This is a genomic window from Pseudoclavibacter sp. RFBB5, assembly GCF_002931555.1.
Lineage (GTDB): Bacteria > Actinomycetota > Actinomycetes > Actinomycetales > Microbacteriaceae > Pseudoclavibacter.
Map to the genome: position 1 here is coordinate 536037 of NZ_PSTZ01000001.1, position 16886 is coordinate 552922.

The 16886-nt window shown below is 66.0% G+C and carries 11 protein-coding genes; 8 read left to right on the forward strand and 3 right to left on the reverse strand.

The window, feature by feature from the left end:
• Positions 1–59 precede the first annotated feature (59 nt).
• From uxaC to C5B97_RS02575, 8 genes are all read left to right on the forward strand, one after another.
• Positions 60–1517 carry a glucuronate isomerase gene (gene uxaC, locus C5B97_RS02540; protein ID WP_104310543.1) on the forward strand — a complete coding sequence of 486 codons (1458 nt, stop codon included), beginning with the start codon at positions 60–62 and terminating at the stop codon, positions 1515–1517.
• Positions 1514–2929: a mannitol dehydrogenase family protein gene (locus tag C5B97_RS02545; protein ID WP_104310544.1), complete on the forward strand. Its 1416-nt coding sequence runs from the start codon at positions 1514–1516 to the stop codon at positions 2927–2929. Before uxaC ends, C5B97_RS02545 begins: the two co-directional genes overlap by 4 nt.
• On the forward strand, positions 2929–4776 hold the full coding sequence (gene uidA, locus C5B97_RS02550; protein WP_104310545.1) for a beta-glucuronidase: 1848 nt from the start codon (positions 2929–2931) through the stop codon (positions 4774–4776). The genes C5B97_RS02545 and uidA overlap by 1 nt, the downstream gene beginning before the upstream one ends.
• On the forward strand, positions 4773–6011 hold the full coding sequence (gene manD, locus C5B97_RS02555) for a D-mannonate dehydratase ManD (RefSeq protein WP_104310546.1): 1239 nt from the start codon (positions 4773–4775) through the stop codon (positions 6009–6011). The genes uidA and manD overlap by 4 nt, the downstream gene beginning before the upstream one ends.
• A 42-nt stretch (positions 6012–6053) precedes the next feature.
• Positions 6054–7820, forward strand: a complete 1767-nt coding sequence (locus C5B97_RS02560; protein ID WP_104310547.1) for a sulfatase — start codon at positions 6054–6056, stop codon at positions 7818–7820.
• Between the two features lie 64 nt (positions 7821–7884).
• Positions 7885–8838, forward strand: a complete 954-nt coding sequence (locus C5B97_RS02565; protein WP_258067841.1) for a formylglycine-generating enzyme family protein — start codon at positions 7885–7887, stop codon at positions 8836–8838.
• Positions 8822–10207: a chromate transporter gene (locus C5B97_RS02570; protein ID WP_181026871.1), complete on the forward strand. Its 1386-nt coding sequence runs from the start codon at positions 8822–8824 to the stop codon at positions 10205–10207. The genes C5B97_RS02565 and C5B97_RS02570 overlap by 17 nt, the downstream gene beginning before the upstream one ends.
• Positions 10208–10253: 46 nt before the next feature.
• Complete coding sequence (locus C5B97_RS02575; RefSeq protein ID WP_104310549.1) at positions 10254–10775, forward strand: gluconokinase; 522 nt, start codon at positions 10254–10256, stop codon at positions 10773–10775.
• A gap of 123 nt (positions 10776–10898) precedes the next feature.
• Here C5B97_RS02575 and C5B97_RS02580 read toward each other — a convergent pair whose 3' ends face one another.
• The 3 genes from C5B97_RS02580 to C5B97_RS02590 form a co-directional block, all read right to left on the reverse strand.
• Positions 10899–13088, reverse strand: a complete 2190-nt coding sequence (locus C5B97_RS02580) for an arylsulfatase (RefSeq protein WP_181026872.1) — start codon at positions 13086–13088, stop codon at positions 10899–10901.
• A 456-nt stretch (positions 13089–13544) separates the two neighbouring features.
• Positions 13545–14645 carry a substrate-binding domain-containing protein gene (locus C5B97_RS02585; protein ID WP_104310551.1) on the reverse strand — a complete coding sequence of 367 codons (1101 nt, stop codon included), beginning with the start codon at positions 14643–14645 and terminating at the stop codon, positions 13545–13547.
• Positions 14642–16780: a heparinase II/III family protein gene (locus C5B97_RS02590; RefSeq protein WP_104310552.1), complete on the reverse strand. Its 2139-nt coding sequence runs from the start codon at positions 16778–16780 to the stop codon at positions 14642–14644. Before C5B97_RS02590 ends, C5B97_RS02585 begins: the two co-directional genes overlap by 4 nt.
• Positions 16781–16886: the final 106 nt, after the last annotated feature.

Genomic DNA, 16886 nt, shown 5'->3' on the forward strand with positions numbered 1-16886 from the left:
AGCATCACGTCGTCGCCAGGTTTCCATCACCTTGAAACGCCGAAAGCAGGAACGCACCGATGAACAGCCCTGTCGAAACGGCTATCGGCTCTGCGAGCAGGACGGGTCGCGCGCCCGACGGATTCGAGCTGCAGGAGGATCGCCTCTTCCCGAGCGACCCCCGCAGTCGCGACCTGGCCCGCGAGCTGTACTCCACCGTCAGCAGTTTGAACGTCATCTCCCCGCATGGGCACGTCGAGGCCTCGATGCTTGCAGAAGACGCGGCCTTCTCGGATCCCGTCAGTCTGCTGCTGTCCAGAGATCATTATGTGCTCCGCCTCTTCCACGCGGATGGCGTCGACATTGAGCGCCTGGGCGCGGGGTCGGGTGCACCCGCCGATCCTCGTGCCGCGTGGAAGATCTTCTGCGACCGATGGCACCTCCTCGAGGGCACTGCATCCGGGTACTGGATGCGCGACGTGCTCGGCCGCGTCCTCGGACTGCCTGTCGAGCCCAGCCCCGCCAATGCCTTCACCACCTACGAGTTCCTGCAGGAGCGTCTGCGCGAAGCGGGTATGCGACCGAGGGCGCTGTTCGAACGGTTCAACATCGAGGTGCTGGCCACTACGGACGACCCGCTCGATTCTCTTGATGCCCACCGGCAGATCCGGGACGACGCGTCGTTCTCCGGGCGCGTCCTGCCGACGTTTCGGCCGGATGCGTACCTCGACCCGTCAGGTTCGGGCTTCGTCGAGGCGACCGAGCGACTGGCGGCTTGGTCAGGAGCCGCGGTCGACGACTACACCGCGTACATCCGTGCCCTCGAAGACAGGCGTGGCTATTTCATCGAGCACGGCGCTGTCTCGGCCGACCACGGCGTCCACGACCTGCTGACGGTCGACCTCGATGCCCTGGAGGCTGCGTCGATGTACAGGCGCGCCGTGCGCGGCGACCTCACGTCCGAGGAGGCGAGGGTCTTCCGGGGGCACATGCTGGTGGAGAGCGCCCGGATGAGTGTTGAGGACGGGCTGGTCATGACGGTCCACCCGGGCGTGCACCGGGACCACAATGACCAGATCCTGAATCGATTCGGCAAGGATGTCGGTGCCGACATTCCCGTGAGTACCAGCTTCACGGAGAACCTCCGGCCCCTGCTTCAGCGATACGGCCTCGAACGCGACTTCCATCTCGTGCTCTTCACGATCGATGAGACCGCGTATTCGCGCGAGATCGCGCCGCTCGCCGGCTTCTACCCGAGTGTCTACATCGGTGCCCCGTGGTGGTTCCTCGACGCACCTGACGCGATCCAGCGCTTTCGTGCCGCGACGACCGAGACCGCTGGATTCTCTCGGGCGTCGGGGTTCATCGACGACACTCGAGCCTTCCTCTCGATTCCCGCGCGGCACGACATGGCTCGACGAGCGGATGCGGTCTACCTCGCCCGACTCGTTCTCGAAGGACGACTCACTCACCGCGCGGCGGCTCGGATCATCCACGAGCTCACGAGCGAGCAGCCGAGGAAGGTGTTCAAGCTATGACCGAACCTCTCCGCCGGAGCACACTCGCCGCTGCCGTCGGTGGCGAAGCGGCAGCCCCACCGGTTCGTCTCGTGCATCTCGGTCTTGGCGCATTCCACCGCTCTCACCAGGTGCACCATACTGCTCTGGCTTCGGACGCTGACGATTGGGGTTTCGCATCCTTCACCGGGAGGCGCCCGAACCTCGCAGCCGCGCTCCGTCCGCAGGATGGCCTGTACACCCTGATCGCGAGGCATCCGGATCGGGACGAGGCGGCTATCATCCGCAACCTCTCGAGCGTGCATGATGGCGCGGACATGGCAACCTTCCTGGACCTGCTGGCTGCCCCGACGACGGCTGTCGTCACCTTGACGGTGACCGAAGCGAGCTACCGACTGAGGAAAGACGAGAGCTTGGACCTCGACGACAGCGACGTCGCCAGCGATATCGCTGCGCTTCGCGCTGCGGCAGGCGCGTCGTCGTCGAGGCTGATGCTCGCGCGCACGCCTGCGACGCCGCTCGCCCGGGTCCTTGCAGGGCTGGAACAGCGCAGGCGGTCCGGTGTCGGGGGTCTCGCGATCGTGCCGTGCGACAACCTCCTGGCGGGGGGCAGCAAGGTCCAGGCGGCACTGTCGCTGATGGCCCAGGAGATCAGCGGCGAGCTCTCCGACTACGTGTCCGAGGAAGTCAGCGTCGTCAGCACCTCGGTCGACCGGATCACTCCATCTGCGACCCCCGCTGATGTCGTGATCGCGGGGGAGCTCACCGGCTTCGCCGATGCGTCGCCTGTGATCGCAGAACCATATTCCAGCTGGGTGCTCAGCGGTGCGTTCCCGGCGGGGCGCCCCGGGTGGGAGGCCAGCGGGGTCGAGATCGTCGATGACATCGGGCCGTTCGAATCTCGAAAGCTCTGGTTCTTGAACGGCGCTCATTCTCTACTCGCGTACGCGGGTCTGATCCGGGGGCACACCACGGTCGCGGACGCCATCGCCGATCCGGTGCTCCGGGGTTGGGTCGAGGAGCTCTGGGACGATGCGGCCTCGGCGCTGCCGGAGGTCTTCTCCCGCGAAGAGAATCTGCACTATCGGGAGCAGCTGATCCGCAGATTCGAGAACCGGCAGATGAATGATGCGCTCCAACGTATCGCCAGGGACGGCGCAGTGAAGCTGCGGGTGCGGGCGGTGCCGGTCATCGAAGCTCTCGAAGGCCGCGGTGTCCGAGCTCGAGGCGCTTGTCGTGCAGTCGCAGCCTGGGTCCTCGCCACCCAGCGCGGTTTCCTCGACGACAGCCCGGCGACGCGCGAGACGAGATCCCTCATCGCGAGCGTCGATGACCATCTTGCCGATGATGGAGGCGTCATGCTCGAGATCACGTCCCTGATGGGCACCCTGGATGAACATTCCCGGCAAGACACGCAGAGGAGCGATCGCTGATGCTGAGAGCAAAGAGCACACCCACCCGTGAGGTCGTCAGCTTGGACGGCCTCTGGAAGTTCGCTGTCCGCCACGAGCCGACAGCCGTCGAAGACTGGGCGAAGCGATTCGACCCGAGAGCCCGCGAAGCGGCCGTTCCCGCCAGCTACAACGATCTCTTCGCCGATCAGGAGATCCACGACCATGTCGGCTGGGTCACCTACCAGAAGACGGTTCGCATTCCAGCCGGCTGGGCCGCCAAAGAGGTCGTGATCAGATTCGACGCGGCAACGCACGAGGCAATCGTCTGGGCGGACGGCCACGAAGTCGCACATCACGTTGGGGGATACACCCCCTTCGAGGCGGTCATCACGGACTTCGCTCGGCCGGGCGAAGAGGTGACCATCACCGTCGCGGTCAACAACCAGCTGACACTCGAGACGATCCCGCCAGGCGAGATCTCGCAGCGAGGTGAACGACGTACCCAGACGTACCGGCACGACTTCTTCAACTACGCCGGGCTCACGCGATCAGTGTGGCTGTGCGGCGTCCCGAAGACGCGGATCGTCGACGTGACGGTGACTACCCGGCTGGAGAGCGGCGTCGCCCGGATCGGGTGCGACGTGCGTCTCTCCGAGACCGCGGAATCAAGTGCCGTTCAGATGCACCTCCGGATCAAGGATGCGGAGGGAGCCGTCGTCGCGACTGCCGGTCCGGGAGCAGACACGCTCTCCCTCGACGCACCGACACTGTGGCGCCCAGGCTGCGGCTACCTCTACGAGCTCGAAGCGACCGCGATGTCGCCCGAGGGCGAGACCCTCGATGTCTACTCGCAGCCGTTCGGCGTCAGGACCGTCGAGGTGCGGGGAACCGAATTCCTCATCAACGGGGAGCCCTTCTACTTCACGGGCTTCGGACGCCACGAGGATCTCCCCGTGTTCGGAAGAGGACACAGCGACGCGCACATGGTGCACGACTTCGCGCTGATGACCTGGATGGGGGCGAACTCCTTCCGCACATCGCACTACCCATACGCGGAGGACGTCCTGGACTACGCGGACCGCGCCGGCATCGTCGTTATCGACGAGAGCGCGGCAGTCGGGCTCAATACCGCGATGGGTGGCGGCGAGTTCGGCCACAGGGACAAGCCGACCTACGGGCCGGACTATGTGACGGATGCAACGCGCCTCGCGCACGAGCAGCATCTCCGCGAGCTCATCGCCAGGGACAAGAACCACCCGAGCGTGGTCCTGTGGAGCGTCGCCAACGAGCCCGACTCGTGTGTGGACGGGGCACGCGAGTACTTCGAGCCGATAGTGGCGCTGACTCGCGAACTCGACCCGACGAGACCCGTCACGTTCGCACATGTGGCTCTGCCCGGCGCTGGAGATGACCGCATCGCAGATCTGTTTGACGTGCTCTGCCTGAACCGTTATGCGGGATGGTACTTCCTCACGGGCGATCTGGCGGTCGCCGAGAAGGTCCTTTCCCGCGACCTTGGAACCTGGGCGAAGAACTATCGACGTCCAATCATCATGACCGAATACGGAGCCGACACCGTGGCGGGATTGCATACAGCGCCCGCGCAGCCGTGGTCAGAGGAGTACCAGCGCGACTTCCTCGAGACCTACCACCGTGTGTTCGACAGCATTCCGGAAGTTGTGGGTGAGCAGATCTGGAACTTCGCCGACTTCGCGACGCAGGTGACGACGCATCGCGTCGACGGGAATCGGAAGGGCATGTTCACGCGGGACAGAAAACCCAAGTCGGCCGTAGCCGACGTTCGTCGACGCTGGTTGGAGCTCAAGAACCGGGCCTCGAGCACACCGACGACAGATCCAGAGACGACAGCAGAGGAGCAAGCATGATCATCGAACAAGCCGAGGTCATCGTCACGAGCCCGGACCGGAACTTCGTCACCTTGAAGCTGACGACGAGCGAGGGACTGACGGGTCTCGGCGATGCGACGTTGAACGGGCGAGAACTGGCCGTCGTCGCGTACCTTCGAGAGCACGTCGTGCCCCTCCTGATCGGGAGCGATGCGTCTCGCATCGAGGACACCTGGCAGTTCCTCTATCGGAGCGCCTACTGGCGTCGTGGACCGGTGACCATGGCGGCCATCGCTGCCGTCGACATGGCGCTCTGGGACATCAAGGGCAAGGCTGCGGGCATGCCGGTCTATCAGCTCCTCGGCGGCGCCTCGCGCAGGGGCCTTCTGGCGTACGGCCACGCGTCCGGCAAGACCACCGATGAGATCTTCGACAGCGTCCGAGACCACCTCGACCAGGGATACAGAGCGATTCGCGTGCAGACGGGAGTCCCCGGCCTCAAATCCATCTATGGAATCGCTTCCAATGCGACATTCGAGGCCAACAACGGTGTCCGCTACGACCACGAGCCCGCCCAACGTGGTGCTCGTCCGGCCGAGGAGGACTGGGACACGCGAAGCTACCTCCGCCACGTGCCGACGGTCTTCGAAGCAGTGCGCGCGGAATTCGGCTCGGAGATCCCGCTGCTCCATGATGCACACCACCGGCTCACCCCCATCCAGGCGGCGAAGCTCGGCAAGTCACTCGAACCCTACGACCTGTTCTGGCTGGAGGACGTGACCCCGGCTGAAAATCAGGAGGCGCTGCGTCTCGTGCGGCAGCACACGACCACTCCGCTGGCCATCGGAGAGATCTTCAACACCGTCTGGGACTATCAGATGGTCATCCGCGAGCAGCTCATCGACTACGTGCGAAGCGCTGTGACCCACACTGGTGGCATCACACACCTCAAGAAGATCCTCGACTACGCGTCGCAGTATCAGATCAAATCCGGCATGCATGGGCCAACCGACATCTCGCCCGTCGGCATGGCTGCGGCCATGCACCTCGGGCTGGCGATCCACAACTTCGGCATCCAGGAGTATATGAAGCACGGGTCGAGGACCGATTCCGTCTTCGAGCAGTCGTTCACCTGGTCAGACGGCTTCCTCCACCCCGGTGACAAGCCAGGGCTTGGTGTCGACCTCGACGTCGACGAGGCGGGCAAGTATCCGTATGAGACCGCGTATCTCCCTTACAACCGGCTTGCCGATGGGACCGTCCACGACTGGTGACACCACTGATCGACCTTCAGCTGAGTAACGAGGAGAGCCCCCATGCGTGCCATTGTGATGATGTTCGACAGCCTCAACAGGAACATGCTGCCCCCCTACGGCGGTGAGATGGTCAAGGCGCCGAACTTCGAGCGTCTCGCGGCCAGGTCTGTCACCTTCGACAACTTCTACGCGGGATCGTTGCCCTGCATCCCGGCGAGACGCGAACTCCATACTGGGCGTTACAACTTCCTCCACCGGAGCTGGGGCCCGCTCGAGCCATTTGATGACTCGACGCCCGAGCTGCTGGGCCGTGCCGGCGTCCACACGCACCTCGCGACAGACCACTTCCACTACGTGGAAGACGGTGGCGCGACCTACCACCCCAGATTCACGACATGGGAGCTGTTCCGTGGCCAGGATGGTGACCCCTGGAAGGGGGTGGTCGACGCGGGCGTGGCCACCGCCGGCTTCCGAGCGAAGAGCCATCTCCAGGACGCGGTGAACCGAGACCACATGCCGTCTGTCAGCGAGCACTCCCAGACGCTGACTGTGGACGCAGGACTCGACTTCATCAGCAGAAATGCGGATGCGGACCGCTGGATGCTCCAGTTGGAGCTCTTCGACCCCCACGAGCCCTTCTTCACGCATGAGCAGTACAAGCAGCGCTACCCGCATGACTACGACGGACCCGAATTCGACTGGCCCCCCTACGCGAAGGTGACCGAACCGGAGTCCCAGATCGAGCATGCTCGCATGGAGTACGCCGCACTCGTGTCGATGTGCGACGACTCTCTCGGTCGAGTTCTTGACGCGATGGACGAGCACGACCTCTGGGACGACACCTTGCTCATCGTGAACACCGATCACGGGCTGCTTCTCGGGGAGCACGGGTGGTGGGGCAAGAACTTCCAGCCCTGGTACAACGAACTCGTTCAGCTCCCGATGTTCATGTGGGACCCTCGCCAGGGCTCTCACGGCACGCGGCGCGAAGAGCTCGCGCAGACCATCGACATCGCACCGACGCTGCTCGGCTTCTTCGGCGTCGACGTGCCAATGGACATGCAGGGCGTGGACCTCGGCCAGGAACTCGGCGAGGGGCCTCACCGCGAGGGAGGCCTGTTCGGGATTCACGGTGGGCACGTGAATGTCACCGACGGAAGGTACGTGTACATGCGTGCATCCCTCAACCGCGAGAATGCGCCCCTCGAGGAGTACACGCTCATGCCGACCCACATGCGCTCCCGCTTCAAGCGGAGCGATCTCGTGGACTGGGAGCCGGCGGCCCCGCGGACGTTCACGAAGGGAGTGCGCACGATGTGCATGCAGACCAGGAGCCTGCTGATCAATTCCTGGACCTACGGCACCTTGCTCTTCGATCTCCAGGAAGACCCAGATCAACTTGCCCCGATCGTCGACGACGACGTGGAGCTCAGAATGCTGAATCTGCTCGCCGATCTCATGCGAGAGAACGATGCACCCGAGAGCCAGTTCGAGCGTCTCGGCATGCCAGCCACGGGCCGTGTGACCCCCGAGCATCTCCTAGTCCGGGCGCAGCGCGACCGAGCGGAGAGCCTCGCGGAATCCATGCCGGATCTCAGCGACCTTCCGGAGACCGCGGTTCGAGGGCCACAGGTCAAGGACCTGCTTCGCGATCCGGTTGCGAAGACGATCCTCGACCGTCACGCGCCCGAACTCTCGAAGACCGAGCTGCTCGCGCTGCCCACGCCATTCGACCTGTACCAGTTGACGCGCATGGGGGCGATGCCGAGCAGCGTCCTGCGCAGCATCGCCGAGGACTTCGCAGCCCTGGAGGCGAACCGTGAATGAACGGGTGCCGGGGGAAGCCGCACCAGCGAGCGGATGCGGTTGCGGATGCGGTCCTGGCCCTGGCGTGCGCCAAGAAGCTGCAGGTGCTGACGTCGGCGCGCGTCGTTCCGATCTCCTCCGCTCCTCCTGGACGGGCGCTGATCGGGAGATCGCCGACGGATTCCTCGACCTGGTGCGCCTACCGGGAGGTTCCTTCCTCATGGGGGGAGACGATCCCGACAAGAACGTCGTTGACGGTGAAGGTCCTGTCCGCGAGGTGATCCTGTCCCCATATCGACTCGGCAGGACCCCGGTCACCAATCGGCAGTTTCAGCAGTTCGTCGAGGCGACCGGATACAGGACAGGCGCCGAGCGCATCGGCTGGTCCTTCGTCTTCCACCTCTTCGTCGATGAAGAGACTCGCAAGAGGACGCAGAGAGTACGAGGCGCACCCTGGTGGTGCGTGGTCGAGGGGGCTTCGTGGTGGAGTCCGGAGGGGCCCGGGTCGACGCTCGAAGATCGCTGGCTGCATCCGGTCACGCACGTGGACCACATGGATGCCCTCGCCTTCTGCAGTTGGGCGGGTGTTCGTCTGCCGACGGAAGCAGAGTGGGAGGCGGGTGCCAGAGGTGGGCTGGTGCAGGCCAGATTCCCTTGGGGTGACGAGCTGACGCCCGATGGCGTGCACCAATGCAACATCTGGCAAGGAACCTTCCCGACGGTGAACACGCGGGACGATGGCTACATTGGCACCTCGCCCGTCGCCACGTACCCTCCGAACGGGTATGGGCTGCATGATGTCGCTGGCAACGTCTGGGAGTGGTGCGGGGATTGGTTCACGAACCGCCACGCCGCCGAGAGGTCGAGCAACCCGCCGGGGCCGGCCCGCGGCACCGAGAAGGTCATGCGCGGTGGGTCGCACATGTGTCACGATTCGTACTGCAATCGCTACAGGGTCGCCGCGCGATCGAAGAATGACCCCGACAGCTCGAGCGGGAATCTCGGTTTCAGGATCGCGGCGGATGATGCGACCGGCTGAGGATGGCAACCTGCCGGGAGAGCCGGAGCGCGACCCCGCTCCAACTGTGACAGCCCGTCAGCACCTCGGACTCATGCTGAAGGTCGGCGTCATCGGGTTCGGCGGCGGGAGCGCGCTCATCCCGGTCATGGAAAAGGAGATTGTCGGCCCTGGACGGCTGTCGGAGAACGAATTCGTTCAGGATACGGTCATCGCCAACATCACGCCGGGGGCCCTGCCAGTGAAGCTGGCCGCGCTTGCCGGCGTGCGCTTCGGGCGGTCCAGGACCGCCCTCGCTGGCGCGTTCGCGGTTGCGATTCCTGGTGCGGTAGGCACGGTCGCATTCCTCGCGCTTTTTGCGCAGCTCGGTCCGGGCGCCATTCGTTCGGTCGAATTCGCCTCGCTCGGTATCACGGCGTTCATCATCTACCTGCTCGCACACTACGTCGGCAAGGTGCTCCTGCCGAACGGGAAGGTGCAACGCAGCGCAGTCATCATCGCCGCGCTCGCGTTCCTCGCAAGCGGCGCTGGCGATGCCATCGAACTCGCAGGGGTGATGGTCGGGCTGTCGTTCGAGCTGCGCCCGCCCGAGCTCACCGCGTTGGGTCTCGTGCTCGTCTCACTGGCGGCCATCAGCGTGGCGTCCATGATCCAGTACTTCTCAGCGCGGAGATCTCCACGCTCCGATGCAGCGCCCGGTGCCAATCGGACCGGCCCCCCTCCGGGGAACGGTGCCGCGGCAGCTGTTCGAACAGTTCTCCTGTTCAGCAGTCTCGCGGGTCTCGCTGTGGCCGCAGGGCTCCTCATTCCGGGTAGCGGTCTGGTCGGCTTCCAAGCCCTGGTCCTGACGTCGACGCTGACGTCCTTCGGTGGTGGAGAAGCATATGTGGGGGTCGCAGATGGGTTCTTCGTGGCTTCTGGACTGATCGAGTCCACGGTCTTCTACGGGCAGATCGTTCCCGTCGCGAATGCCCTGCCCGGTCCGATACTCGTGAAGGTCGCTGCAGGCACCGCCTTCGTCCTGGGCGGTTCGCTCGGCTGGGTCTTCGCTGCGGTGGCGTTCATCCTCACGGTCGCCTCTTGCAGCGCCGTAGCCGTCGGCGTCCTCTCCGGTTACGATCGGGCGAGGAACTCGTTGCTGATCCGCAACATCTCCACCTTCATCCTGCCGGTCATCTGCGGTCTCCTCGCCTCGACAGCGCTGTCGATGCTGCTCTCCAATGTCCGGATCGCCGGGGAAGCCGGTGTCCCTGGACTGATCACTGTGCCGGTCAGCGTGCTCCTCGCAGCCGCGGTGCCCACCATCCGGCGGCGCGTTCGCATCCCGGACATCGCCCTGATCGTCATCTTCGCTGGCCTGACTCTCCTCGGACTCACGCTGGCGGCCTGAAGGTCGGGATTCATGAGGGTCAGATGACAACGTTCAAGGAGAGCAAATGAGTGATGCGGAACCGAGACGGATAGTCGTGTTCGGGGTTTCAGCTGTAGGCAAGTCCACGATCGGCGCCGCGCTGGCTGCGAAGTTGAGTCTTCCGTTCCTCGATGCTGACGCCCTCCACAGCGACGCATCCCTGAGGAAGATGACTGCAGGCGTTCCTCTGGATGACTTTGACCGGAGACCCTGGCTGCTGTCGTGCGGGCGCGCGCTCGCGCAGAGCGAGGCTGGCATGGTGCTCGCGTGCTCTGCGCTCGCGCGTCGCTATCGCGACCTCATACGCCTGGAGTGTCCGGATGCGGTCTTCCTCCACCTCCACGCGAGCTACGACGACGTCCTCGAACGCGCCGTGAGTCGTGACGCCCACTTCATGCCACCCGCCCTGCTGCAGTCGCAGTTCGAAGCTCTCGAACTCCTCGGCACGGAGGAGGCGGGTGCAGCCCTTGACGCCCGACTATCGGTCGGAGGAGTGCTCGATGCCGCAGTGAAAGTCCTCGATGAGCTGAGTCGGCCGGGCTGCTGAGTCCCTGAAGCCCCGAATTCCTCTCGGGGCTCTCACTTTTCGTGCAGGCTCATGCGTCGTTCGACTCCAGCTCAGGGAGGGGCAGGCAGGGGCAACCGTCAGCCGCCCTGCATCTCGCGCAATTCAATCCAGGAGGCGGAGACGGAGCTCGTCCACATCGACCACGATCCTGCGCGAGTACGCCGCAATCGCACCGGGTTCGTAGCGCACGTCGAGCAACCCGCCTCGGTGTGGCGTGTCACCGCCCCGGGCGTGGAGATCCCAATCCACGGGGCCACCGCCCTCCTGGCCGACGCTGATTCCGGTGAACGGCGCCATGCCGACGAGCATGGGGACACGCTCCAGTGAGGCCCGGCATTCGCCATCGACGCTGATGTCGATGCTCCACGCGAGGTCCGGCAGGGCCGTGAAGTTCAGCGTGATCTCTGCAGGTTGAGAGGCTTGGACTCGCAGGCGGTGCATGTCGCCGTACGCGTTGTAGGCGAACCAGGCATCGCCCTCCGCAGTCCAGAGGATGTAACCACCGCCCTGGTCGCCGTGCGAGACCACGACGCCCTCGCCTGCTGTCGGCTCGAAGCGCGCCGTGATCGTGAACGAGCGGAGCGCGATGAGGCGGGAGGAGCGGAAGCGCTCAAGGGTGGGAGCGCCTGGGCGGATCGTGATCGGGCGCTCCAGCGGGAGCTCTGTCGACGGTCGAGTCGCAAGGAACGTTGGCTCGTCGGGCAGCGGGAACACCGTGTTGTGCCATGCCGCGCGCCGCCACTCCTCCGCCATGATCGACACAAGTCCTGGATGATCTCCGGCGACATCCGTGGATTCCGTCGGGTCAGCCTCCAGGTCGTAGAGCTCCCAGGCTGAGTCCGGGTCGCTCCTCGGTCCCCAGTCAGAAGCTCGGATCTTCCAGTTCCCTTGGAGGTACGCGCGTTCCTTGAGGAGGCCGAGATACTGACCCGGAGTGCGCTCTTGAGAATCGGACCCATCGAATGGGGATGCGAGATCGTCACGGATGCTGCGGCCATCGATCTCGTCGACGCGAACATCACCGAGCGTCTCGGGTCGTCGATGGCCGCTGAGGTCGAGAAGTGTGGGAGCGACATCGGTGACATACGCGTGCTCCCTGCGCACACCATCGTCCTCCTCATGGCGAGGGAGTCCATTCGGCCACGATATGAGCAGCGGGCTCCGGATGCCGCCCTCGAGAGCTGAGCCCTTGTACGACCTGTGCGGGGTATTTGAGACCTGAGCCCATCCGCGGGGGTAGTGTCCGTGGACAGTGGGGCCACCCAGCTCCTCCAGCGGGCGTGCTACATCCCGAACCCAACCTGACGGGAGGCTCGGCATGGTCGTGAACTGACTGAAGTAGCTCCGCGTTCCCGCGGGTCCGCCCTCACCGGTGCCCCCGTTGTCGCTGCTGAAGACGAAGATGGTGTTCTCGTAGTCGCCTGTCGTCTTCAGGTGGGACAGCAGCCGATCCACACTCTCGTCGACTGCCCGCACAGCGGCCGCGTAGACCTCCATGTGCCGCGCGTACAAGGCCTGAGTCTCTGCGTCGAGTGCGTCCCACGGCTCCACTCCCTCATCCCGATCAGGCAGCGTGAGGGCGGCGTCCACGATGCCGAGGAGCTTCTGCTTCGCGATCCGCGCTTCACGACAGGCATCCCAGCCGGCGTCGTAGGAGCCTCGCTCGGCGTCGATGTCCGCAGGTTTGGCTTGAACGGGGCCGTGGACAGCGTGATGGGCGAAGTAGAGAAAGAACGGGCGAGTTTCATCGCTGGCTCGCAACCCGTCGATCATTGAGATCGCCTCATCGGTGAGGCGATCTGTCAGGTACGCGTCATCGGCGAACCTCTCGGTGACGGGGGAGTTGTCGCGGACGAGTCTGTGCGGGTGGTACAGGGTCGTGCAACCGTCCATGGCACCGAAGTAGCGGTCGAACCCCCGCTGAAGCGGCCAGGAGTCTTTCGGCGCTCCATCGTGAAGCTCCCACTCTGGAGTCAGGTGCCACTTCCCGACCATGAACGTGGAGTACCCCTGGCTTCGATAGATCTCGGCGAGGGTGGGCAGGGTCTTGGGGAGCTTCATCGAGACACCCGGGTAGCCGGGATTCGCGTGGGAGACGAAGCCGAAACCCGCCCGGTGCGGATTCGCACCCGTCAGGAGCGCAGCTCGAGACGGGGAGCAGAGAGGGGTCACTCGGAAGTTCGTGAGGCGGAATCCCTCGTTCGCGATCGCGTCCAAGGCGGGGGTCGCTATCTCTCCGCCGTAGGGGGAGATGTCGCTGAAACCGAGGTCGTCGACCAGCATGACGATCACATTCGGTGCATTGTCATCCGCGCGAACTTCCTCTGGCCACCACGGATCGGACTCGGAGGACCTGGGTGAGACCCGGCCCTTGAAATCTTCGTATCTGCGTGGCTCCGCGCCGCGAACGTCGGAGAGCGCGTCATTGCGCTGTGAATGTGCAGTCATAGGAGAGTCCTCGAGTGTTGGGCTTCGGGGCTAGGTGCGCTGATGCTGACAACCGGTTGCCACTCTAAACCTGACCCCATTCTTCGTCAATGCTGGCCAATGAATGCGATCGGTTGCCGTTTAGTCGATGCAGTCGATGCAGTCGATGCAGTCGATGAGCGGAGCGCTCGCACTCGCGCTGGCACTCGCACTCGCACTCGCGCATTGTCGGTTGACCTGTTCACCCCATGGGAGCCGTCGAATGTCGCGCCGCAGCCATCCGACACCGCGAGGAGAACGGGGCCCGGCGTCCCGTCCCGCTCAGACGGCTCGGGGCGGCGCCGTCGAGAGGCGCGAGTTGAAACTCGGGCTGAGCACGGTGCGGTGCACGGGCCTTGACGGGTCGGCGATGCGTGCGAGGAGCGTCTCGACGGCCGCGCGGCCCAGTGACGAACGGGGCGGGGTCACGGCGGTCAGCGCGGGTGTGAACAGGTCGGCGACCTCGTCGTCGTAGGCCACGACAGACAGGTCGTCCGGCACGCTGAGCCCACGAGCGAGAGCCACGTCGATGATCGCCATCGCCTCCCGGTCGGAGTGCACGAGCAGGGCGGTGACGCCGGCTTCGAGGACCGCGTCGAGCACCGCATCCACGGCCCCCGAGAAGCGAGGGTCGCGGCGGTCGGGCAGGATGCGCTCGACGTGCTCACCCGGCGTGAGGCCCAGCTCGCGGCAGGCGGCCGACCAGCCGGCGATGATCTTCCGCGACGTCGGCGAATTCCTCGAGATGAAGAGGCCCACCTTGCGGTGCCCGAGCTGCGCGAGGTGGCGGGCTGCGAGGACGGCGCCCAGGGCGTGATCGGTGGTGACCGACTCCGCGGGCGTACGGTCGGGGCCGACGACGGCATCGCGCTCGGCGAGCACAAACGGCAGCCCCGACTCGTGCAGCCACTCCATGACCTCGCGGGCATGGTCGGTGTCGGTGTTGGGGGCGACGACGAGGCCCGTGACACCCTCGTGCTCGACCATCCGCTCGAGCACGGGCCGCTCATCCTGCATCTCGTACGACGTTCCCCGCAGCAGCAGCTTCGCGCCCTGCTCGCGAGCCGCCTGCTCCATGCCGCGGATGACACGCGGCCAGTAGAAGTCGAGCGAGGGCACCAGCACGCCGATGGTCTGCTGCGCGCCGTTCGTCGCCTGGCGCGCCTGCAAGGCGGGCGCGCCGTCGGGCGGGAGCACAGCGCCGCCGTGCACGCGCACGAGGAGGCCGTCCGACTCGAGCTGCTGCAGGTCGCGTCGCAGCGTCACCGGGGTGACGTCGAGCTCGTCGGTCAGCTCGGCGACCCGCACCGCACCGGAGGCGAGCAGCCGTTCCAAGATGAGGTCGCGCCGTTCGGCGGCGAGCCGTGATCCCTGTTCCATCATTCTGCGTCCCCCACAGCGTTCATGCCCCCGAAGGGCGGTGTCGAGTGCTCCTGGCGCACGGTGACGGTCATCGTTGACCGGTCGGCGACGTCGAGGTCGAGTCGCACGAGTCTAGGGCCCCACACGTCCGTCAGCATCGGGTCGTCGAGCTCGATCGGCGTGAGGGTGGCGGTCGCGGTGCCAGTCCAGGTGACGTGGACCCGCGGGGCACCACCCAGAGGCGTGATGACGGCGCTGTCGTCACCCTGACTGTCAGGTGCGAGGGCAACGTCGCCGGCGAGCAGCATCCGCAGCTGCGTCGGGGCGGGTGCGGCAGAGGAGGATGTCGCGTCCGTCGCGTCGGCGTCAGGTGCGGAGAGTTGTGGCGAGGTGCTGTTCAGCTCCTCGCGGACCGCGCTTGGCCACAACTCTGTGGAGCTCGCGGGGGCGGGGCTCTCGGTCGCGGGGGCGGCCGCTGCATCGGCGGGTGTCGACGCACAGAGCCACGCGTCGTGGACGCGCACCTCGGCGCGCTCGCGGTCGAGGAGCACCTCGCGGCGCCACGACTCGAGCCCTGCGACGTCGTAGGCGCCGGCCAGCTCGAGCTCGAGCGAGGGCGTCTCGCCGGTCGACACCTCGATGACCGACGCCGCGTACTCGCGGCCCGTCGGCTGCCCGCGCCCCGCGATGACCGGCACGTTGTGCCATTCGCTCCGCATGGGCCACAGCTCGTAGCGGCGGTCGCTGAAGGTGCGGGCGTCGTAGCTGGGGCGCCCGGCGTCGACGATGACCGGCACTCCGTCGGAGGCGACGAGGAACGTGCCGACGTCGTTGTGGTTGTGGTTCTCGTCGTTGTGGCCGCCCTTGACCGCGACCGACAAGCCCGAAGACGAGCCGTCGCGCTCGCGGGCGACGAGCATCTGCGTGGAGGGGAGCCAGGTGGATGCGGGGGCCGGGGGAGCGGGCGGGCTCAGCTGCAGCCAGGGCGCGTCGGTGAGTCCGCGGAGCACTCGCCCGAGTCCCTCGGCCTCGACGACCGCGGCCTCTGATGGGCGGCGGTGGGAGGCTGCGAACGCTTGCGCGTCGGCGTCTCCAGCGCGAACGGCCGTCCGGTGCAGGGAGTGCCACGGCTGGTCGCTGCTGGGCTTGGCCTGCCCGTCGGCGGCGTTCACGAACCAGCCGTCGCCGAGGTGCATGCGGTGCGGAAACGCGACGGTCTCGCGCAGCGAGCGGATGCTCGGAACGGGGTCGAAGGCGCCACCGGTCGCGAAGGTGAGCAGGTCGAGGGCTTCGAGGAGGCGGCAGGCGCCGTTCCACCAGTAGGCGTAGCCCTCGTCGATGGCGCCGTCTTCTGGGAGCACGGCGACGTAGCGGTCGAGCCCTTCGACGACGAGTTCCAGGATGCGCGCGCGTTCCGCGGCCTCGCTCGGTGCGTCGAGCAAGCGGAGGGCGGCGACGAGCACGTTGCCGTGGATCCACGGGTTCCAGTTGTGCGCATCCCCGTCGAGGCCGAGCCAGTGCCAGTCGCGGCGACGCACGAACGGCTCGAAGACGCGCACGCGGGCTTCGTGGCGGATGCGCGCCCGCACACCCGGGTACTGGGCGTCGAGCTGGTCGCCGAGCAGCTGGTCGATCCAGGCGAGCTGCCCGACGACTTCGCCGGCGCCGAGGTCGAGGTACGGGTCGGTGACGGTTGCGAGCACTGAACCGTGCCGGGCGAGCGTGTCGTCGTGGGCCGGCCAGCACCAGGAGCTCTGCTCGCAGAGCAGGATGACGCCGTCGACGACCTCCGCGAGCAGCGACGGGTCACCGGCGGCCGCCACCGCGGTGCGGGTCAGGCGTTCCTGCCGCGCGAAGGCGGGCGTCTCCCAGGCGATCCGGTTGCCGTCGCCGTGATACCTGGCGGCGTCGCTCGCGCGCGGCTGGGGCCATGGTGTGCCCTGTTCGGCGGTGGCGCGTTCGGTCATCTCCGCGAGGGTGCGCGCGTCGGCGATTCCGGCGGGCCAGTCGGATGCGGGTGGCACGGGGAGCGCGTGGTTGGGGTCGGCGATGACCTCGTCAAGGTTCCGGCCGCCGAACTGCTCGTCGAGGGCGCGCGAGAGGGGTCCACGGAATGCGGTGCCGCTCTGCACGGGAATGTCCGTGGTGTCTGTCATCGTCGACCTACTTCTCAGGGGTGGTGCTCGCCGCTGCTGCGGTGGTGGTGTTGCCACTGGAATCGATCGTAAACGATCATGCACGATCATAACCGCATTGTTGTGA